This window comes from Rhizobium sp. P38BS-XIX (genome assembly GCF_012641435.1).
In the GTDB taxonomy this organism is placed as follows: Bacteria; Pseudomonadota; Alphaproteobacteria; order Rhizobiales; family Rhizobiaceae; genus Rhizobium.
The window spans coordinates 20240-40536 of sequence record NZ_JABAIJ010000020.1 but is presented as its reverse complement, the minus strand read 5'-3'; the positions used below and the strand labels follow the sequence as shown (position 1 = coordinate 40536).

Below are 20297 nucleotides of genomic sequence, written 5' to 3'. Positions count from 1 at the left end.
CGGCTCGAACAACACCATCAACACCCAGTTCTGGGACGGCGGCTTCAAGACGACGCGCTGGATGGCCGACACCTCGATCGAGGGACAGTGGAACCTCGACGAGGCCACGACGATCTCGCCGAAGCTCCGGGCCGTTTACTTCTCGGAAAAGGTCGACGACTACACGGTCAAGAACAGTTCCGGCGATGCCATCACCATCGACGGCTTCAACGAGGACCAGTTCCGCGTCAGCCTGGGGGCCGAGATCGCCCGCTCGTTCACGATGGAGAACGGCACGAAGCTGACGCCGAAGCTCGGGCTGACGGGCGGCTATTCCGGCATGGACGGCGCCGGCGCGTTCGCCGCCATCACCGCCGGCGTCTCGCTGCAGACCCAGAACTTCTGGATGCTCGACACCAGCATCCTCTTCAACATCGAGGGCGATGGACAGAAATCCGTCGGTGCAAAGGTCGCCGCGTCCAAGAAGTTCTAAACGAGATAGCTCCGACGAGGCCGATAGACTCGGCGGAGCTGCCGTAACCTTCAGAAGATCGCGTGATTCGAATTATCTAACGACATGAGCCCGGTCTGTTTGCAGCTCTGCATCTTGGATGCATGCCATTACAATTTAACATTAACCCTCTAAAATTCCATGGATGGCTTTATCTGGCATAAAAGCGCAATCCCGGGTGCGCACCGCAAAACGTTCTTCTATGAGCACACGGGAGAGGAATTACTGCTCCAGCTGCGATCCGCCTTCCTTACGTAGCCAAGAAAAAGTAATCGCGATAAAGTTGTTGCAAATTCGCCTTTTAGTAGAAATTGGCACGTTAATTTCTACTTTATTACTTGTATAAGTCATCCGAAATTCAATTTCTTCAAAGCTGCCGCCGCATTCCGAGCTTTTTAAAAAAATATAAAATCGGCCTTTAAATTTTATACCGCAGATAGATCAATTTGTTGTTGATTTTATCGTAATGATTGAGTGATGATACCAGCGAATAAGTAAATATTCAGGGGTGTGGTATGTCAGAAGTCTTTCTCGGCCAGATTATGCTTACGGGATTTTCTTTCGCTCCAAAGGGGTTTGCCTTGTGCAACGGTCAGACCCTGCCGATCTCCCAGAACCAGGCCCTGTTTTCACTGCTGGGTATCAACTACGGCGGAAATGGAGTGACTACATTCCTGCTGCCTGACCTGCGAAGCCGTACACCCGTCGGCTCTGGCTCGTCCGTAGACCCCAGCTGGCAACCATCACCTTATAATATCGGTGAGCGTGCCGGCGTCGAGAACGTGACCTTGCTGCAGTCGGAAATGCCGCAACACACACACATCGCCAACGGAACGACTGCGCCTGGTACAACGCGCAATCCGAGCGGTACGCTGTATGGCTCCAACTCTGCCGACGTATACGCCCCGTCTTCCGGGCAGCAGGTTGTTCTTTCAAATCAGACCGTATCGCTTGTCGGCGGGAATCAACCCCATATCAACATACAGCCATACGACACCATCAGCTTCAGCATAGCGCTGCAGGGAATCTTTCCGTCACGCAACTAAGCAATCTATATCGATCTATCAGTCGGAGGATCAACGATGAGCACTCCCTACGTCGGAGAAATCCGGTTGTTCGGCTTTTCCCGAGTACCCAACGGGTGGCTGCCCTGCAATAACTCCTTATGGTCTATTGCACAATATGAAGTGCTTTATTCGCTGATCGGCACGACATATGGCGGTGATGGAATAACCACATTCGCAACGCCGAACCTCAGCGGGCGCGTGCCGATTCATCAAGGGACCGGAACGGGCTTGTCACCATATGTCATGGGGCAGGCTGCGGGGACGGAAAACATCACGCTACTGTCTATGCAGCTACCCTCGCACACGCACCCATATCTGGCGACAACGGGATCGGCTAACGCAAAATCAGTCGGAACAACGGTTGAGCTAGGAGCACTCACGGGCGACACGATGTATGCAACCGACTCGGTTGGAGCGTCTCCATATATAACCTCACCCGCATCAACTCAGCCAACAGGGTCAACATCCCCTCACGACAATACAATGCCGACACTGACGGTCCAGTATTGCATCGCCTGGGCTGGCATCTATCCCACGCAAGGCTAAGCAACCCAACTCATCAAGGATATTTCAATGACAACACCATTCCTCGGCGAGATCCAACTGTTTGCCTTCAACTTTGCCCCCTATCAGTGGGCTTTCTGCAATGGTGCGACAATGGCGATCCGGCAGAATACCGCGCTGTTTTCCCTTTTGGGCGTGCAATATGGCGGTGACGGAGTAACGACGTTTCAGTTACCGAATTTTGCCAACCGTGCGGGTTGCAACCAGGGGCGCGGCCCGGGCTTGACGCCGCGCGATGCCGGAGAAACCTTTGGTAGTAACAGTATAACGCTGTCCCAATCGGAAATGCCCGCTCACTTCCATTCCCTGACGATTTTCAATCAGAACAATACTGCCAAGAAAACCGCAGGGCCGACCAGTGGGGGCGTTCTGGGCGTGCCGAGTAGTAGCAGCCCGTTTGCTCAAAATGCTCAAGCCAATGCACAATTCGCCCCAAATGTCATCGGTCAAGCGGGAGGCAATCAACCCCATGAGAATCGCCAGCCCTATTTAGCGGTGAATTTCAGCATTGCGCTCGCCGGCGCATTTCCCTCCTTTGGCTGATGGTGACTGCAACGGCGGACAGGCTGCCGGCATTTCCAGCGCGACGAGTTGATGAGAGGTTGCTTTCTACGGCATGCTCACTGCGCGCTGCAACGCTTGATGATGTGCCGTTTCTACGCTCTCTCTATGCCTCATTTCGGGCAGCTGAATTGGCGCCGATACCTTGGTCGTTGCATGAAAAGCAGGCGTTCCTGAACCAGCAGTTCGATCTTCAACATCGCTATTATGTCGCAACGTTCCCAAAGGCCGATTTCGTGATGATCGAGAAGGATGGCGTTGCAATAGGGCGTCTCTACATCGATCTCAGTACAGATCTTTGGCATATCATCGATATCGGGCTTTTGCCCGAATATCGTGGTCATGGTATCGGCCATTCGCTGCTGGCGGCTATCAAAGCTGCCGCTGTTACCGCAACGAACTCCAGCATTGCTCTCCACGTCGACAAAGCCAACGTGCGCGCCTACACGCTCTATCTATCGCTGGGCTTCATTGTCATCGATGCGACCGACACTCACATGTACATGCGTTGGTTCGCGCATTAGCTTGCGATTGATGCTACCTGCGTGGTTCAAGCTATTAATTGAAAATGGCTTGGTAGATGATACCTTCCTGATCCCTTGCCACCGGCACCAGAAAAATATCCAGAATCCCGAGCGTTGCATTCTTTAACCGGTAGATCTGTTGCGGCAACACGACCTTTGAGCCGCTGCGGAAAAGCAGCGAGAATGGCGCTCTCGTCATTCCGGCAAAACCGCGATCCGGCAAGGGCCGCACTTCGGTCAGCGTAAACGTGACCGAAGCCGTTCCCATATCGACGTCAAACCCTTCACCAACGCAAGGGGCGAAGTGTTCCAGCGCTACGATCCCCATCCCAACTCCAATTGCTTGCTCGCCCCTTGATTGAAAAGAGCGTACGATTCATACCCGTAATCGAACTCTACCAAGAGACTGCAGAGAAGCAAGCCGGCATCGACTATGTCGAGCGATGATCAATGATTTGTGGCTAAGAAGGGCAGAACTTCACTGGTTTCCCCTGTCGTTAAATTGCCATCCCGCCGCAGGTCATCAACGGCCTGAACGCAAGGCCATCGACAGGGGAAGACGGCTGGCGACAATAGCTGGCACCGCGCCGCCCAGAGCGCCGATCGCAAGCCCCAGCAGGCCGGCGGTTGTCATCACATCGCCGGTCACCGCCAGCTGAAACGCAATGCGAGCGCCATTGACGCCGACTGTGCTTGCCTGCCAGCCATTGAAGACCAACCAGGAGGCCGATAGGCCGACGGCAACACCGATCGCAGCAAGCAGAACTGCTTCGATCCAGGTGCCGGCGAAGGCGGCAAAGCCGCTGAAACCGAGCGCGCGAACGGTCGCGATCTCGATCGTGCGATCGGAGACGGAATTCATCATCGTATTCAGAGCGCCCGCAGTCGCGCCGATGGCCATCAACAGCGCGAGTGGCCAACCGAACAGCCGTATCAGGCTCGCAATACGACCCGATTGCGCAGCATAGAGATCGGCCTCGGCGAGCGCGCGCAGCGGCGTCGTACCGATCGTGTCGAGCGTGTTCTGCAATCGCGGTAGTGCGGCCGGATCTGTAAGGCGCATCCGCAGGCTTTGTACCTGCCCCTGCCGATCGAAAGCGGAACGCACCGCGTCCAGATCTCCCCAGATCTCGGATTCGAACGCACTGCCTCGTGCCGAGAAAAGGCCGACCACCGTCCAGTCAACGACGCCGAGACGAACAACACCGCCAATCAATAGGTGAGACTGTTGTGCGAGCCGCTCTCCCACCACGATCTCGCGCGTCCCTGGCGCAAAGAGGCGTCCTGCGGACAGAATGATATTGTCGCGGATCGACGGGCCGGACGGATCCATCCCGCGCAACGCCAACGTCCGGCCCGTATCGGCGGCGTCTAATTTCGCATCGACGGCAACAACAATCTCCCGTGAGGAAATCGGCGCCCCATTCGCATCGCGCATGACGCCGATATCGCTTGTCATGGCGCTCAGCGTGCGAATGATCGAGCCCGGAACATCGGAGCCATTCTCCTGGTTTGTGCCGCCGCCGAGGATGACTGCGACCGAAGAGGAGCCCGCACTTTGCAGAGCGGCTTCGAAGCCTCTCGCCATTGCCAGAAAGCCGGTGAGAACGCAGACAACAAGCGCTACGGACAGAACCATGGAGGCGGAGATGGCAAGACGCCTCGGTATAGAAAAAAGATTTGCACGGATCATCATGGCTGCTTGCCTGGTATGGGAAGACATGGATCTACCTCGTTCTGAAGGCGGAGATTATCGGGAGGCGAAGAGCGCGTAAGGCCGGAAGAGCTCCTGTTGCCAGCGCAAGCACGGTGATCATTGCAAGAGCGCGCACGACGATAGCGGCAGAAAATACCAGGCCGACTGATGGCCCAGTGATGAGCGTTGCCAGTGAGGTCAGCACGAGGCCGGCAGTTCCTCCGACGAAGAAAATGAAAAGCGTCTCGCCGAGGGTCAATGCCATGATCCAGCTGCCGGAAAAGCCGAGGGTCTTCAGGACGCCGATTTCGAAGGTGCGTTCGCGAACGGCAAAAACCATGGTGTTGCCGACGATCATCAGCAGCGTGACAAAGGCCGCGCCGACGACCATGTTCACAATCAGTCCAATGTCGGCATATTGGCGCAGGAAGGCTTCGAGAAACTGCTTTTCCGACCTGGTTTGCGTCGGCATTGAAGAATTGGCAAACAGCCCGTCGATTTTCGCGGCGAGTTCTGTGGTCTGGGCACCCGGCTGCGCTCGGACGATGAAGGCATCGACCGTATCCTTGTTGCGGGCACGCAGGGCATTCACATAGTTATATTGAGCAACCACGAAATAGGTGTCGGTCGAGGCGGTCTCACCGTCGAATATCCCGGCGATTTTGAAAGTCCAATCGCGATTGCCATCCTGCTTCGCCATCTCGAAACTTGTCACCGTAATGGTCTGGCCGACGGTCCACCCTTGCGCATCGGCGAGCGCCCGACCGACGAGGATCGTGCTGCGATCGCTATCCAGTGCGCCGACGAGCGCCGGCGTCAATCCCAGCTCCTTGCCGTTCGAATTCAGGAGGCGTTCCGGGTCGGCGGCGCTCACCGGAATGATATTCTTTTCCACCGTCGCAAAGCCACGCAAGCGCGTCATGTAGCCCACGGTCGCGACATCAGGCTGCGCGCCAATTCGATTGAGATAGGATAGCGGCATTGGCTGCGTGCGTCCGGCCGCACTCATGACGCCGAGAATATCGTCGCTCGCGGCTGTCGATCCCTGGCTGCCGTCGACGAAGCTCGTCGTCAGTCCGTAGATCAGGAAAGCGGTCGCGACGCTGACCATCAGCAACATCGTACGCACAGGCTTTCGCCATGCGCTCTTTCGCACAAGATCCACGAATGTCATGCATCGGCCCTCCCCTGTTCGATAAACGTGCCCTTGTCGAGATGCAGCGTGCGGCCGGCATAACTTGCTGCCTGCGGATCGTGGGTGACCATGATGATGGTTTTGCCAAGCTCAGCGTTGAGGAAGCGCAACATCTCCAGCACCTCGTCGGCCGATTGGCGATCGAGATCGCCGGTCGGCTCGTCGCAGAGCAGCAGCGCCGGATCGGCGACGATCGCCCGCGCGATGCCGACGCGCTGCTGTTGACCGCCGGACATCAGCTTCGGGTACTGTTTCTGGCGACCGGCGAGTCCGACGAGATCCAGAACCTTGTCGACACGAAGCCGGCGCTCTCGTGAAGAAAGCGGTTTGAGCAGCAGCGGCAATTCGATGTTCTCGGCGGCATTCAGCATTGGCAGGAGATTATAGAACTGGAAGACAATGCCCATATTGTGGGCTCGCCAGGAGGAACGGGCCGCTTCTCCCATCTGATCGAGATTGCTGACGCCGATGCGCAGCCGACCATGATCCGGTCTGTCGATGCCCGACAGCATGTTGAGCAATGTCGATTTTCCTGATCCCGATGGTCCCATGATGGCAACGAATTCGCCGCGGGCGATCGCCAAATCAAGGTTCGAGAAGATCGAAATGGTCTCCGGACCGATCTTATATCCCTTCTTGACGCCGCTCAGCGCGATATAGGGCTCTTTGTCTGCTGAAGAGGTCATTGCGAGATGTCTCCTTGCCGCTGTGTCGGATTGGTTGTGATGCGGATGCGCGCGGCCATGTTCGGCAGAATGCCGGCGGGCGGGTCGACAAGCGCGAGACGCAGGGTGATCGTACCTTTCTCCGCCGAAGCGACAGGCCAAAGCTGTTGGACCTCGATGGTAAAGGGCTTTTCCGGAAAGCCGTCGAGGACGGCCTCGCCGCGAAGTCCCGGACGCAGCGCAGCGATGTTGGTTTCCGCCACGTCAGCATCGATCGCCAGACTTTGGGTATCGGTGATCGTCAGCAGGCTTTCGTTTTCCTTGATGCTATCGATCCGGGCCAGAATGCGACCGCCAACATGGGCGTCGAGCCGGGTTACCGTACCTGCGATTGGAGCCCTGACGATGAGCGCATCGATACGCTCCTGCGCCATCGAGACGCCAAGCTGAGCCCTGACGTACGTTTGACGAGCCTGATCGACGGCGTTTTCAGCCATATCCCGGGCAGTCTGCGCTTCTTCGACGGCCTGGGTCGAGACGGCATTCCTGGCGGAGAGTGCTATGTTGCGCCGCAGGGAATTGCTGGCCTGCCGGAGTTCAAGGATCTTGCCGTCGAGGACAAACCTGGCTGCATCGGCATCAGCTCTCGCTTGCTGGAGCGTAAAATCGGCGCTGATATCCTCGATGCCGACCACAATCTGCCCGGTCTCGACATGATCGCCGATGCGGGTACGTATGGAGGCAACCTGCCCCTCATATTTGGAGAACACCGTCACGGCGCGTGGCGCAACGACGAAGCCGGAACCGGTTATCTCCGCCAGGGATGTCGGTCGGGGGAGAGAGGCTTGGCGCGGCGAACCCGCTGCAGAGACCGTTGAAACCGCTCTGCTGCCTTCCTTCTCGCTCAGAGACACGTTGCTTTTGCCAGCGGCGGTTCCGGGATTGGGCTCGATCATCGTCTTAAGGAGAGGCGCAACCTCCGACCAGAGGACAACAAGCGCGATTGCGCCAATGCCCAGTGTGAGCATGACACCCGAGAAAACAAGTCGCCGATGTTTTTGGACCGGCGGCTCGATGGTTGGCAACGAAGGCTCAAGCGAAAAAGACCTGAGCGTCTCGGCAAGTTTGCGATTGTATTCGGTCATCGTGTTCATGCCGCCAACATGAACAATTGACGCGGAGCATCGACCTCAAACACGTTCGAGACAGTCCTCGATCGCGATCTCGTCCTTTCGACGCTTCACCGTCCGCGAGATTATTCGACATCTTCACACCACCTGAAGGTGCACTAAGATTCAAAGACAATCGAAGCTAAGTATAGATAAAGAAAAACATTTTCGCCCAACAGAGCAACGAACAAGAGGAGACAGTCGGCAGAAATTATGCTAAATAGTATTATGATTGCAGGTGGGGATATTATTGGTGACGGCGGACATAGAACAATGCCAGCTCGAGGAAGCAGGCATTTGGACATGGAGTATAGAGAGCAATATGGTCTTTGCGGATACGGCAGTCGCAAAGCTATTTGGCCTTGAGCAGCAGGATACTCTTCGCGGATTGCCACTCGAAAAATATCTGGCTCGAGTCCATGTTTCAGATCGGCCGCGCCTTGCGCGAAGCATAAGGCGGGCAATCATCGACGCGATGCCTTACCGAGAGGAATATCGCGTTCATGATCGCAACGGTATCGCCCGATTGGTGATGGCGCAGGGCCGCTGCTTCCGAGATCGGTCGGGAAATCCCGTCCATTATGCCGGGATCGTTCATCCCGTCGATTGCGCCTGAAAACTCCCAGGCATCAAGATGTAGGCAAGCCGCCGATGAATTGAATCGGCGGCTTATGATGTTTAGGCCGCAGCGATCACGCCGCTTAAGACAGATTTGTCGGATCAGGCTGCCCGTCAAAAAAGAGATAGATCGCAGCGATCTTACCGTCTTTGGCAACGATGAAATCGGTGCCGGCATAGACTGGAGACTCTCCGGGCTCGCCGGCGACCCATTTCACACGGCCTGCCTGCTCCTGAAGCACGTCTGCCGGCGCCAGCGGCGTATAGTGAAAGCTCGGATGCTTGGCGCGGATCTCACCGGCGATCCGTACGATCTCATCGCGTCCGCGATAAATGCCATGTGGCTCAACGAAGACGGCGTCTTCAGCGAGAATCTCGTCGGCCACCTTGCGGCGGAGAGTTTCATCACCCTCCCCGAAAATGCCCTGCAAGTTCCGCTCAAGCAAAGTCGCAATGTCTGCCATGTTTGCTCTCCTTAAAACCGTATCGATCAGATCTGGACTTGGCCGCCATCGACGAAGAGTTCTACACCGTTGACGAAGGACGCATCGTCGGAGGCAAGAAAGAGAACAGCCTTGGCGATCTCTTCGGGCTTGCCGATGCGTCCGGCCGGAATGAGGCCGGCGAGGTAGTTCTTCGTTCCCTCAGCCTGGTTGCCGCTGCCGAAGAGCTCATTGAGGCCTTCGGTGTCGGTGACGCCGGGGCTGATGGCGTTGACACGGATGTGGCGATCTTTCAGATCGAGGATCCAGTTGCGGGCGAAGTTACGGATCGCGGCCTTTGTTGCCGAATAAACGCTGAAGGCCGGCGTGCCGGATACGCTTGTCGTCGACGACGTCAGGACGATCGACGCGCCGTCGCGCAGAAGCGGCAATGCTTTCTGAACCGTGAACAATACGCCCTTCACGTTGGTATCGAACGTCTTTTGATAATGCTCTTCCGTAATCGCGCCCAGCGGGGCGAACTCGCCGCCACCGGCATTGGCAAAGACAACGTCGATGTGGGAATGCTTCTGCTGAACAGCATCATAGAGCCGGTCGATATCCGCGAGCTTGCCCATGTCGCCTCTCACGCCGGTAACGCGACCGCCGATGGCCTTGACTGCGGCATCGAGCGTCTCCTGCCGACGGCCGGTGATGAACACGGAGGCACCCTCGGCCGAGAACGCCTTAGCGGTCGCAAGACCAATGCCGCTGGTGCCACCGGTGACGATTACGACCTTGTTTTCAAACTTGTTGCTCATTGTCATTCTCCTCTGATCCGGCTTGTTTGCCGTTGAGAAGACAATGCCAGCAGAACGCTGATGCAAATAGTCGGCAATAATGCTACTTACCGTTCTATATGGAGAACGATGATGCGAGCGGACCTGAACGATCTGGTATATTTTGCGGAGGTTGTGACACATGGCGGTTTCGCTGCCGCCGGCAGGGCGCTGCGCGAACCCAAATCGAAGCTCAGCCGCCGGGTCGCCGGGCTGGAAGCCAGGTTGGGCGTCCGGCTGATCGAACGTTCCAGCCGGCGTTTTCGCGTGACCGACGTCGGCCAGTCCTTCTACGCGCGTTGTAAGGCGATGCTCGCCGAGGCCGAACGAGCCGAGGCGCTGGTGGCTGAAGCTCAGCTGGAGCCGCACGGATTGATCCGCATGAGTTGCCCGACAGGCCTCATCGAGCCTATTTCCGGAATCGTGACGCAATTCCTGGATCGCTATCCCAAGGTACACTTGCAACTCGTCGCCGTTGATCGGCCAGTCGACCTTATCGCCGAACGGATAGACGTCGCGTTGCGCGTACGCACGGTGCTCGACGGCGACGCTTCGCTGACCATGCGCTCGCTCGGCAATTCGATCCGCATTCTCGTCGCGAGCCCACAGCTCGCGAGCCGCATCGGTACTATCGAGGAGTTGGCAAACCAGCCGGCGCTTTCCACGACCGACGACCAGGGCGAAGTGAACTGGTTTCTGGAGACCGACGACGCTCGCGCGCATACGCTTCGGCACGAGCCGAGAATGGGGTGTGCCGATTTCACTGCCATCCGAGCGGCGGCAATCGCCGGCCTTGGCGTTGCGCTGCTGCCGGATCATACCTGCCGTCAAGCGCTGGCGGATGGGAAACTGGTTCGGGTGTTGCCGGCATGGCGCGGCATGAAGGGACTGGTACATCTCGTGTTCACGACACGACGCGGTCTTCCACCCGCCGTGCGCAAGTTCATAGACACGCTTGCGGCTGAATTCCCAAAGGACGCCTTGGCGGGCGGATCAGGGTGAAGGTCGCCGCATGATAGTTGCCAGAGCCCGCAGAAGCAGGCAATCGGCAGCGCCGTTATTGCTGCATCAGTCGATCAAGATTGTCGCGCATCTCCGTCAAGGCTCGGTAGTCGATCTTGCCGTTCACATTCAAGGGGAGGTCATCGATAAAATGGATCTCGGCCGGAAGCATGTAGGGCGGCAATAAAAGAACCAGGCCCCTCCTGATTGCGTCGATATCGCGCTGACCGCCCGCCACAAATGCCACGATGAAATCGATCGTTCCGTCCGGGCGCCGTGGCCATGCAATAACCGCCGCTTGCTCGCTCTGCGAAGCCCGCGTCAGAGCGGCCTCGATATCCTGGAGTTCGACGCGATATCCGCGAAGCTTGACCTGACGATCCAGCCTGCCCGCGAAGATGACCCCGTGTTCCGCATGCCATCGGCCGAGATCGCCGGTTCGATACCACCGCTCATCTCTGTCGTGAACAAATTTCTCGGCATCCAACGCCGGTGCGTTCCAGTAACCTGCCGTCATTTGCGGGCCACTGAGCCAGATCTCGCCTGTTTCGCCATCTGGCACTTCTTCTCCATTCTGTCCCCGGATCGATAATTTCTGTTCACCGATAGCCCAGCCGATCGGCGTTACGGCTCCCTCGAAGACATTCCCTGCATCAACGCGATAACAGGAAGTGTGGATCGTACCCTCGGTCGGACCGTAAAGGTTGAAGATCGCTGCGTTGGATGCCGCCGCCTGCCATTTGCGGCCAAGGGAAACCGGGAATGCTTCGCCGGCAAAGAGACTATATTTGAGGGAGGGCATGCAATTGTCAGAGACCAGCCCAAGCTCGACGGCTTTGGCGGCGGCAGACGGGACAATGAGACAGGCCGTGAGGTTGTTCGCCTTGATTAGCCGCGGCGCAAGAATAGCGCCATTCTGTGGTGCGACAAACAGCTCCGCGCCATGAAGCCAGCACAGCATCATATCGTGGACTGATAGATCGAAGGTCAGATCGACCGCCTGAAGGACACGGTCACTGGTATCAAGCGGAATGAGCTTATGAACCGCTTCGAGATAAGATGTGAGATTGCCAGCACTGATCGGCACTCCCTTCGGTATCCCGGTCGTTCCCGATGTGAAGAGCAGATAGGCGACCGCGTCATCCTTAAGAGCCCGACGCGAGACGAAGCTATCGAGGTCCGCGCCGTTCGCGAGGAATCGCGGATCGGCATCCACCTCCAGCATGGTGACGCCTGCCGGGAGACTGCCGATATGATGCTCCATCCGGGTGGCGACGCTGTTATCGACAATGAGCGCCGTGGCCTGGGACGACGAAAGGATCTGGCTGTTTCTAACCGATGGGAACGTCACGTTCAAAGGCACATAACCACACCCTGCAAGCAGAATACCCAGGATGGAGGCGTAAGCCGTAAAGGTTCGTTCCGCGCAGATTGCAACCAGCTGGCGCGGTTCGACACCGGCGCTTCTCAAGCGCTCGCAAACCTTGATGGCGGCAAGAAACAGCTCCTCATAGGAGCCCCGATCGCCGGCCACCGTGATTGCAGGCCTTTCGCGAAACTTTCTGGCCGCAGCCAGAAGCGTCTCATCAAACGTCATTCGCCCGCCTCTCATGCATAGACGTCGGTATAAAGCTCCGAGACATCCGGCATCGGGCTCGCCTTGGCAAAATCGACCGCCTCGGCGACGATGTCCTTGATCTCCTTTTCGATCAGCTTGATATCCGCTTCGGTGGCATGACCGTCTTCAAGAATGCGGGCGCGAGAATGATCGATCGGATCATTTTCGGTCTTCATCTTCTGCACCTCTTCGCGAGAGCGGTATTTGGCAGGATCCGACATCGAATGTCCGCGATAGCGGTAGGTCAGCATTTCGAGAATGAACGGGCCTTTGCCCGATCGCGCATGGTCGACGGCTCGAGCGCCGGCGGCGCGCACTGCGCGAACATCCATCGCATCGACCTGTTCGCCGGGAATGCCGAGAGACAGTCCACGCTCAGAAAGATTGAGATTTGCCGAAGCACGCTCGATGCTGGTGCCCATGCCGTAGTGATTGTTTTCGATAACATAGACGACCGGCAGGCTCCAGATTTTCGCCATGTTGAAGCTCTCGTAGACCTGGCCCTGGTTCGATGCGCCGTCGCCGAAATACGTCAGGCTGACACGGTCGTTGCCACGGTATTTGTTGGCGAAGGCAAGGCCGGTGCCCAGCGATGCCTGGGCGCCGACAATGCCGTGACCGCCGTAAAACCCCTGCTCGGGCGCAAAGATGTGCATGGAGCCGCCCTTGCCCTTCGACGCTCCGGCCATGCGGCCGGTCAGCTCCGCCAGGACAATCTTGGGATCCATGCCTGCCATCAGGGCATGACCATGGTCGCGATAGGCCGTGATGACCTGATCGCCCTCGCCGATCGTCATCTGCATGCCGACGACGACGGCTTCCTGACCGATGTAAAGATGGCAGAATCCTGCGATCAGGCCCTCTCCATACATCTGGCCACATCGCTCCTCGAAGCGGCGGATCAGAAGCATGTCGCGGAAGGCTTTCAGCTCCTCAGCCTTGGAGAAAACGAAATTTGGATCGGCGTTCGACTTGGCCATGATATTTCCTTCGTATTGAAAATGAGCAGCGGCACCCCGTAAGGGTTTCAGGCGCTCGATAGCTTGAGACCGACGATTCCGCTCAACGTGACCGCAATCCAGAAAAGGCGAGCGAAGGTCGCAGGTTCGCGGAAGATCACGATACCGACGACGATCGATCCGATCGCGCCGATGCCTGTCCAAACCGCATAGGCAGTGCCGATCGGCAGGACCTGAAGAGCCTTGCCGAGGGCATAGATGAAGGCCGCGAGCAGAACGAAGGACAGGATGGACCATGCCAACCGGCTATAGCCGTCGGCCATCTTCACACTGATCGCCCAGCAGACGTCGAGAAGACCGGAAAGGACGAGCAGTATCCACGCCATACCTGTTCCCATTCATGCCTCCGTTCCATCGTTGTTTCGCCTCGCAATGCCTTGCTGGCTTAAAACCGCATCGGCGAAGGCATCGCTGGAAATGATAGGGAGGCTGCGGCGGTTAGGCCCGTTGTCGTTTGGCAAGTCGATATTTCCGCGCGGCAATTGCGAACACCGGGCCGGCGACACACCTTGCAGAGCAGCAACACGACAACGCCGACTACGCTTGCGAATTTGCAAACGAGAAAGGCCGGCTTGCACGTTTGCAATGCAAAAGAGCTTGTTCGAACGCTATAGTCGATTGCAGAACTGCACGACGGAGAGCTTTTTGCGATAACAAGCTTTCCATTTTGCAATACGAAATACCGAGCCGTCGGGTAGATTTGCGAGGGAGCAAGAGCGTGAGAGATTGGAACGAATTCAGGATTGTGCTCGCGATCGGCCGCGCCGGATCGCTCGTCGGCGCCGCGAAAGATCTCGGTCACGATCATTCGACGATATTTCGATGGCTGAACGCCCTGGAAAAGCGACGCGGGGTCAAGCTCTTCGACCGAAACTCGAACCAATATGCCCCAACGGAAGCCGGCCTGCAGATGGTGATGGCCGCCGAGCGGCTTGAAGCGGAAATCCTGGCGCTCGATCGTTCGATCACCGGTCAGGACGCCCGGCTTTCCGGGAAGCTCAAGATCACCTCATCCGAAACGCTCGCCTATCGCATCCTCAACGAGGTGCTGGCGGGCTTTCGCCGAGAGCATGACGGCATAGAGCTTGAACTGCTGGTGGATAACAGACAGCTCGACCTCCTGCGCCGCGAAGCCGACATCGCCATCCGTGCAACCCGGCCGCACGAAGGCGAACTGTTCGGACGCAAGATCGCCTCCACGCCCTGGACTTTCTATGGCAGCAGCCTTTACCTTGCCGATCGCGGGCGGCCCACGGATGTTGACTCATTGTCGGACCATGCCGTGATCGGCTGGGATAGCGGTGCCGTCGCGGCGGCATCGAAATGGCTGACCGAAAATATTTTGTCGCGCGCCTTCGCTTATCGTTCGAGCAGCCTCATCAACCAGCTGATGGCGGTCAAAGCGGGCCTGGGACTGGCGCTGCTGCCCTGCTATCTGGGCGATCTTGAACCGGATATCGAGCGTGTTCAGCAGCCACTTGAGGAACTGACACGCGAACTATGGCTGATCACCCATAAGGACTTGCGCAATACGGCGCGTGTGCGCGCCTTCTTCGATCATGTCGGGGGCGGCCTGCTTGCGCGCCGCGCATTGCTGGAGGGCGAGCAAGCGAGAGTTCAATAGCCGCCGACTGAGCCAGAGCCGCATTGTTATTTGCGCAGGCCCTCAGCAACGAGCGTTGCATGCACGCTGGGGCGCTCGGCGATCCGTGACACGTACCGGGCCAGATTGGGCCATGGACCGAGATCGATACCGCGCCCCTTGGACCAGTTCATGATGGTGAAGCAATAGGCATCGGCAATGCCGAAACGCCCGCCGACGAGATAGTCCTGCGTGGCGAGATGGTCTTCCAGAATATCGAAACGTGTCTGCAACCTCTGTCTGGCGACATCCGCGGCCTGCGCACCGTACTCCGGATGAAACAGCCAGGGACTGAATGTCTTGTGCAGCTCCGAGCTGACGAAGGTGAGCCATTCCTGAAGTCGATAACGATCGAAGCCGTCCTGCGAGGGTATCAGCATCGCCTCCGGCTTCACGTCCGCAAGATAAAGCAGGATCGCGACCCCCTCCGTCAGGATCTGACCGTCGTCCAACTCCAGGACGGGCACCACATTCTTTGCACTGACAGCCTTCAGCTCACGACCGTCCTCGACACGATGCGGCTCGCTGCGAATATCGACCTTCAAAAGATCAAGAGAAAGTCCAGCCTCGACCGCAACGATATGGGCGGCCATCGAGCAGACTCCCGGCGCATAATAGAGCTTCATTTGAATTTCTCCGTGCAATGTCTTTCACGCCGGCATCATAATCGGTTGGAGAGCAAAAGGCCGGTTGGAAGCTGGCAAGTTCGGGTTGTCACCCGACAAAGCGCTAGATCTGACGACAGGCAATCGCGATGGCGCGAGCAACGGTTTCCGGCACCAGCGCGTGGGCATCCCTCTCGCTCATCAGACCGAGTAGACGCTCTCGATGGAGGCCGCTCAGAAAGAGATCCAGGAGCGTGCGGGCGGCCGACAGCGCGGCGAGACCGGGGATGATCTCATGGTCGGACAGAAACTCGGCCAGGATGGCAAGCCCTCGTTGAAAGCCGCTTTCGAAGAAAGCCTTGCAGGGCTCCGGCATGCGATCCGCCACCGCGATGACTGTTCGTCCGGCAAGAATGGCTGGCTCACTGGTCATCATGTAGGCAAAGGCTGCCCCGAAGCGGGTCAACCATTCGCGATCGGTCTCTGCCGGATAAGTGGCAAGCAGCCCAGTAAAAACACGATCATGAATCTCATCGCAGAGCGCCCGGAATAAGGCTTCCTTGCTGTCGAAATATGCATAGATCGTCCCCTTGGAGACACCGGCCTCCCGTCTCAATTCATCGACGGAGGCGCGATCGTAGCCACGCGAGAAAAACACACGTTCGGCGGCAGCCAGAATTTGCGCGCGTTTTCTCGCATGCGCTTGATGACCGTCTCTTTGCTTCATAACCCTGTACAAATATCGATGCCGATGTTCCAATCCTTAGATTGGCGGACAGGATATGCAGCTTCGCCGTCGGAAGCCGCTTGAAAACTCACAAGACATCCTTGCGGTGCGGCAATGGATCCATGCGAGACACGCAACAGAATCCTCCGCTAGACAGAGCGAACTCACGATGGTGCGCGGCAAATACCGGCCGCCTTTCCAGTCGCAATCCAATCATCCAATTGAGAAAACGGATCTATCCAATGACAATCCAGCTCTACACCTTCTGGCGCTCAAACGCGGCATTCCGCGTCCGCGTCGCTCTCGCCTTGAAGAAGCTCCCCTTCGAGGAAATCGAAATCGACATTCTGTCGGGCCGCCAATTCGATCCGGACTATTCGGAGGTGAATGCGGAGCATGTTGTCCCGACGTTCGTCCACGACGGACATCGCATCTTTCAGTCACTGGCGATCATGGAATATCTCGACGATATCCAAGCCGAGCCGCGGCTCTTGCCTGAAGACGCCAAGGAGAAAGCCTATGCGCGCTCGCTTGCCCTGGTTTCGATTGCCGATTCCCATCCCTTGATCGTGCCGCGCGTGCGCAAGCATCTCGGCCAGGCATTCGATGCCGATGCGGCTGCGATCGAGGCATGGTGCAGTCACTGGACGGAGGAAGGCCTTGCGACCTACGAGCGGCTGCTGACGCGGCGTCCGCCGGCACCCTTCGCGCTGGGGGCGACGCCGACGATCGCCGATATCTGCATCGCCGGCCAGATCGTCATGGCCAATCTCTATAAGCTGGACCTATCCGCCTTTCCCGCCGTGGCGGAGCTGGGAAAGCGCTGCTTCGAGCTTGAGAGCTTCGCCAAAGCGCATCCGTTCCAACAGCCCAGCTATCACACCCGCAAGCAGGATCATTGAGGCATAGACGGAAGACCGGCGGCATCGGGATTTCGCCGTCGACGGCGGTCATCCTTGACACAAACGCCTAGGCGTCCTTCCACTTGGTAAACGTCGCGGCCTGCCCGCGGCGATTTCCTTCGGCGTCGATCAGCTGCCACACAATGCCATCCTCGATCCAGAATCGGCGGCCAGATTTGGCGATCCGCAATCCACGATAATCCGAGATGAAGCCATCGCGCGTGACCGCCTCCAGAAGCGTCTGACGCTCGGCGCGATTGGGAAGCTCGGCCGAAAGCCTTGAAGGAAGCGTCGTAAACTCATCGAACGGATATTCGAAGCAGGCCTGAGCGGCCTTGTTGGCATAAACGAAACGCGGATCAGCATCGGTATTGTGGGCGACGACGACGAAAGGTGCATCGTTGTAGAGCCAATCCGGCCCAAGCCCGTCGCTGACGAGAGGCGTACCGACGATGCGATGAAAACTCTCCGTCAGCAGTTTGAAAAACGAGGGGTCGACTGACAAATTCGCGGCGCTGTCTTCGGGCATGCTCACCATTCATTCCAATCCGGTTACGACGAGGCAAAAGTAAGGGAGGCGTCGTCTCAAACAAGAGGCGCATGCCGTAATTATATACCGGATCCTGACGCTGTACGGTCGGCTGGCGCTCGTTGGGAGGAAGCGGCGAAACGCTCATACCATCCATTTGCGATGTTCGGCGAAGCGCTCTGCCAAAAGGTCGATGAACAGTCTGACCTTGGTCGGCAGATGGCTTCGATTGGGGTAGATCGCACTGATGGTGAATTCGACGGCCTGATAATCCGGCATCATGCGCACGAGGCGTCCCGCAGCCACATCCTCGAAGACGATGAAGCTGGGGGCGAGGAATATGCCGCGCCCGTTTTCGACGAGATAGCGAAGCGTCTCGGCACTATTGGTCATGACGTTGCCTGAAACCTTGACGCCTTCCTGCCTGCCCTCAGCATCCTCGAAGCGCCATTCGTCTCCAAAGGGGAAATAGGCATATTGCAGGCAATTATGCGCGGCGAGATCTGCGGGCACCTTCGGCATTTCGTGGCTGTCGCGGTACTCAGGCGTACAGACCAGCATATGCCGCCAGGGTGTCAGCTTGCGGGAAATGAGTGTCGATTCCTGCGCCGGCAGAGTGCGGATCATCAGATCGTACCCCTCCTCGACCATGTCGATCGAACGCTCGCCGGCGCTGAAGTCGAGCGAGATCGCGGGATAGAGCGTCATGAATTCGTTGATGACGGGAAGCAGGAAACGAACGATGGCGCTGGCGGTGTAGATCTTGAGCGTGCCGCGCGGCATGGTGCTCAACGCGCCTGCCGTTCGATCGGCCTCGTCGAGATCGGCGAGGATCTGCGCCGAGCGTTCATAGTAATATTTGCCAGTCTCCGTCAGACTGACCTTGCGGGTCGTCCGGTTCAAGAGACGCACGCCCAATCGATCTTCCAGCGACTGCACGTGATTGCCAACCATGGTGACGGACATGTTGAGCCGGCGTGCCGCGGCGGAAAAACCGCCGCACTCCACGACCCGGCCAAAGACTGTGAGGCTGGTCAGCCGATCCATTCTGATTATCCACTGTGAGTTGATGATGCTTCCAGATTTGAGGAGATTATCAGAAGGCCGGTTCCGGCGCATCTTCCCCCCATCAAAAATGCCCCCAAGCATTGGGGTGAAGATACTGAAGGAAACGGACGATGGTCGAACTTCCCCGCAACGAAGCGTTCAAGAACGCGAGCCAAGCCGATGCTGCCCCTGTCGGCGAGGTGGCAAAGTCCCCTGCCACCGAGGCTCCCAAGGGGCCGGCGGTCGATGCGCCGGCCCCTGCCGCGGTGAGTGCGCCCAAGACGGGCAGCAAGCTTGTCAAGCGCGGCGTACTCTTTGCGGTCCTTCTTGCCGGCGTCGCGATCGGCGCCGATTTCGGCTATCATTACTGGACAGTCGGCCGCTTCATCGAATCGACCGACGATGCCTATGTAAAGGCCGATTACACCACCATCGCCCCGAAGGTTGCCGGCTACATCAAGGAAGTGCTCGTCAACGACAATGACACCGTCAAGGCCGGACAGATCTTGGCCCGCATTGACGATCGCGACTTTCAGGCTGCTCTTTCGCAGGCCAAGGCCGATTTGAAGGCAGCCGACGCGGCGATCTCCAATATCGACGCGCAAATTCTCCTGCAGCAATCGCTGATCGGACAGGCCAAGGCAACGATCGACGCGTCCCAGGCGTCTCTCGACTACGCACAATCCGATGCTGCCCGTCAGGCCCGGCTGATCAGCAATGGCGCCGGCACACAATCGCGGGCCGAAGAAACGCAATCGGCCAGCAAGCAGGCCGCAGCCGCCGTCGAACGCGACCAGGCAGCGCTCGTTGCTGCGCAGAACAAGGTTCCAGTTCTGCAGACCCAGCGCGACCAGGCCGTCGCCCAGCGCGACCGCGCTGCCGCTGCCGTTCAGCAGGCCGAGCTCAACCTCTCCTATACGGATATCGTTGCCGCCGTCGACGGCACGGTCGGCGCCCGCTCGATCCGGGTCGGCCAATATGTCACCTCTGGCACGCAGTTGATGGCCGTCGTGCCGCTGCACTCGGTCTATGTGGTCGCCAACTTCAAGGAAACGCAGCTGACCTATGTACGCCCCGGCCAGTCGGTGGATATCAAGGTCGACAGCTTCCCGGATGTCGCCATCAAGGGCCATGTCGACAGCGTCTCGCCGGCAAGCGGTCTCGAATTCTCGCTGCTGCCACCGGACAATGCGACGGGCAATTTCACCAAGATCGTGCAGCGCATTCCCGTGAAGATCGTGATCGACGACGAGCATCTCGCCGGGCTGCTGCGCTCCGGCATGTCTGTCGAACCCGAGATCGATACCAAGGCCTTCCAGACCTCGACCGCCAACGCAGGAGGATCGTCCGGCCACGCCGGATGATCGCAGCTGTCATACATCTTGCTATCGGCATG

General features: G+C 58.0%; 24 protein-coding genes. 10 read left to right on the top strand and 14 right to left on the bottom strand.

The window, feature by feature from the left end:
* The 5 genes from HGP17_RS33050 to HGP17_RS33030 all read left to right on the top strand — a co-directional run.
* Positions 1 to 472, top strand: a 472-nt coding sequence (locus HGP17_RS33050; protein WP_168816230.1) for an autotransporter outer membrane beta-barrel domain-containing protein, incomplete at its 5' end; no start/stop codon positions are given.
* A gap of 533 nt (positions 473 to 1005) precedes the next feature.
* A complete protein-coding gene (locus HGP17_RS33045; RefSeq protein WP_168816228.1) occupies positions 1006 to 1536 on the top strand; it encodes a tail fiber protein in 531 nt (176 codons plus the stop codon).
* A 36-nt stretch (positions 1537 to 1572) separates the two neighbouring features.
* The gene (locus HGP17_RS33040; protein ID WP_168816226.1) at positions 1573 to 2103 is read left to right on the top strand and encodes a tail fiber protein; all 531 of its coding nucleotides are present in this window, start codon (positions 1573 to 1575) and stop codon (positions 2101 to 2103) included.
* 27 nt (positions 2104 to 2130) lie between these two features.
* Positions 2131 to 2664 carry a tail fiber protein gene (locus HGP17_RS33035; protein WP_168816224.1) on the top strand — a complete coding sequence of 178 codons (534 nt, stop codon included), beginning with the start codon at positions 2131 to 2133 and terminating at the stop codon, positions 2662 to 2664.
* Positions 2664 to 3206: an N-acetyltransferase gene (locus HGP17_RS33030; protein WP_246704325.1), complete on the top strand. Its 543-nt coding sequence runs from the start codon at positions 2664 to 2666 to the stop codon at positions 3204 to 3206. The genes HGP17_RS33035 and HGP17_RS33030 overlap by 1 nt, the downstream gene beginning before the upstream one ends.
* 34 nt (positions 3207 to 3240) lie before the next feature.
* Here the strand turns inward: HGP17_RS33030 and HGP17_RS33025 are convergent, their stop codons facing one another.
* The 5 genes from HGP17_RS33025 to HGP17_RS33005 all read right to left on the bottom strand — a co-directional run bounded on the left by HGP17_RS33025 (position 3241) and on the right by HGP17_RS33005 (position 7916).
* Complete coding sequence (locus HGP17_RS33025; protein ID WP_168816220.1) at positions 3241 to 3534, bottom strand: hypothetical protein; 294 nt, start codon at positions 3532 to 3534, stop codon at positions 3241 to 3243.
* Positions 3535 to 3729: 195 nt separating this feature from the next.
* Positions 3730 to 4929, bottom strand: coding sequence for an ABC transporter permease (locus HGP17_RS33020; RefSeq protein ID WP_168816218.1), 1200 nt, complete (start codon positions 4927 to 4929; stop codon positions 3730 to 3732).
* A gap of 4 nt (positions 4930 to 4933) precedes the next feature.
* Positions 4934 to 6076 (bottom strand): ABC transporter permease, encoded by a 1143-nt coding sequence (locus tag HGP17_RS33015; protein ID WP_168816216.1) that lies wholly within the window; start codon positions 6074 to 6076, stop codon positions 4934 to 4936.
* Positions 6073 to 6783 (bottom strand): ABC transporter ATP-binding protein, encoded by a 711-nt coding sequence (locus HGP17_RS33010; RefSeq protein WP_168816214.1) that lies wholly within the window; start codon positions 6781 to 6783, stop codon positions 6073 to 6075. The genes HGP17_RS33015 and HGP17_RS33010 overlap by 4 nt, the downstream gene beginning before the upstream one ends.
* Entirely contained in the window at positions 6780 to 7916 is a 1137-nt protein-coding gene (locus HGP17_RS33005) for an efflux RND transporter periplasmic adaptor subunit (RefSeq protein ID WP_168816213.1), read from the bottom strand. The genes HGP17_RS33010 and HGP17_RS33005 overlap by 4 nt, the downstream gene beginning before the upstream one ends.
* A 337-nt stretch (positions 7917 to 8253) precedes the next feature.
* On the opposite strand from HGP17_RS33005, the gene HGP17_RS33000 reads away from it, so the two are divergent.
* Positions 8254 to 8547: a PAS domain-containing protein gene (locus HGP17_RS33000; RefSeq protein ID WP_168816236.1), complete on the top strand. Its 294-nt coding sequence runs from the start codon at positions 8254 to 8256 to the stop codon at positions 8545 to 8547.
* Positions 8548 to 8632: 85 nt separating this feature from the next.
* On the opposite strand, the gene HGP17_RS32995 is transcribed toward HGP17_RS33000, so the two are convergent.
* On the bottom strand, positions 8633 to 9013 hold the full coding sequence (locus HGP17_RS32995) for a nuclear transport factor 2 family protein (RefSeq protein ID WP_168816212.1): 381 nt from the start codon (positions 9011 to 9013) through the stop codon (positions 8633 to 8635).
* Positions 9014 to 9039: 26 nt separating this feature from the next.
* Positions 9040 to 9792: a glucose 1-dehydrogenase gene (locus HGP17_RS32990; protein ID WP_168816211.1), complete on the bottom strand. Its 753-nt coding sequence runs from the start codon at positions 9790 to 9792 to the stop codon at positions 9040 to 9042.
* A gap of 108 nt (positions 9793 to 9900) precedes the next feature.
* Between HGP17_RS32990 and HGP17_RS32985 the strand changes: the two genes are divergently transcribed.
* Positions 9901 to 10812, top strand: a complete 912-nt coding sequence (locus HGP17_RS32985; RefSeq protein WP_205926242.1) for a LysR substrate-binding domain-containing protein — start codon at positions 9901 to 9903, stop codon at positions 10810 to 10812.
* A gap of 55 nt (positions 10813 to 10867) precedes the next feature.
* Here the strand turns inward: HGP17_RS32985 and HGP17_RS32980 are convergent, their stop codons facing one another.
* Genes HGP17_RS32980 through HGP17_RS32970 form a run of 3 tightly spaced genes read right to left on the bottom strand, consistent with a single transcriptional unit; the run spans position 10868 to position 13787 of the window.
* Positions 10868 to 12409 carry an amino acid adenylation domain-containing protein gene (locus HGP17_RS32980; protein ID WP_168816209.1) on the bottom strand — a complete coding sequence of 514 codons (1542 nt, stop codon included), beginning with the start codon at positions 12407 to 12409 and terminating at the stop codon, positions 10868 to 10870.
* An 11-nt stretch (positions 12410 to 12420) separates the two neighbouring features.
* On the bottom strand, positions 12421 to 13410 hold the full coding sequence (gene pdhA / locus HGP17_RS32975; protein WP_168816208.1) for a pyruvate dehydrogenase (acetyl-transferring) E1 component subunit alpha: 990 nt from the start codon (positions 13408 to 13410) through the stop codon (positions 12421 to 12423).
* A gap of 47 nt (positions 13411 to 13457) precedes the next feature.
* Positions 13458 to 13787 (bottom strand): multidrug efflux SMR transporter, encoded by a 330-nt coding sequence (locus tag HGP17_RS32970; RefSeq protein ID WP_168816206.1) that lies wholly within the window; start codon positions 13785 to 13787, stop codon positions 13458 to 13460.
* A gap of 380 nt (positions 13788 to 14167) precedes the next feature.
* Between HGP17_RS32970 and HGP17_RS32965 the strand changes: the two genes are divergently transcribed.
* Positions 14168 to 15073 (top strand): LysR family transcriptional regulator, encoded by a 906-nt coding sequence (locus HGP17_RS32965; RefSeq protein WP_168816204.1) that lies wholly within the window; start codon positions 14168 to 14170, stop codon positions 15071 to 15073.
* A gap of 26 nt (positions 15074 to 15099) precedes the next feature.
* On the opposite strand, the gene gstA is transcribed toward HGP17_RS32965, so the two are convergent.
* Together gstA and HGP17_RS32955 are read right to left on the bottom strand one after the other, a co-directional pair.
* The gene (gene gstA, locus HGP17_RS32960) at positions 15100 to 15717 is read right to left on the bottom strand and encodes a glutathione transferase GstA (protein WP_168816202.1); all 618 of its coding nucleotides are present in this window, start codon (positions 15715 to 15717) and stop codon (positions 15100 to 15102) included.
* 103 nt (positions 15718 to 15820) lie between these two features.
* A complete protein-coding gene (locus tag HGP17_RS32955) occupies positions 15821 to 16423 on the bottom strand; it encodes a TetR/AcrR family transcriptional regulator (protein ID WP_168816200.1) in 603 nt (200 codons plus the stop codon).
* Between the two features lie 242 nt (positions 16424 to 16665).
* On the opposite strand from HGP17_RS32955, the gene maiA reads away from it, so the two are divergent.
* Positions 16666 to 17325, top strand: a complete 660-nt coding sequence (gene maiA / locus HGP17_RS32950; protein ID WP_168816198.1) for a maleylacetoacetate isomerase — start codon at positions 16666 to 16668, stop codon at positions 17323 to 17325.
* 67 nt (positions 17326 to 17392) lie between these two features.
* Here maiA and HGP17_RS32945 read toward each other — a convergent pair whose 3' ends face one another.
* A complete protein-coding gene (locus HGP17_RS32945) occupies positions 17393 to 17863 on the bottom strand; it encodes an MEKHLA domain-containing protein (RefSeq protein WP_168816196.1) in 471 nt (156 codons plus the stop codon).
* Positions 17864 to 17998: 135 nt separating this feature from the next.
* A complete protein-coding gene (locus tag HGP17_RS32940; protein ID WP_168816194.1) occupies positions 17999 to 18901 on the bottom strand; it encodes a LysR family transcriptional regulator in 903 nt (300 codons plus the stop codon).
* Positions 18902 to 19032: 131 nt separating this feature from the next.
* Between HGP17_RS32940 and HGP17_RS32935 the strand changes: the two genes are divergently transcribed.
* Complete coding sequence (locus tag HGP17_RS32935; RefSeq protein ID WP_168816192.1) at positions 19033 to 20265, top strand: HlyD family secretion protein; 1233 nt, start codon at positions 19033 to 19035, stop codon at positions 20263 to 20265.
* Positions 20266 to 20297 lie beyond the last annotated feature (32 nt).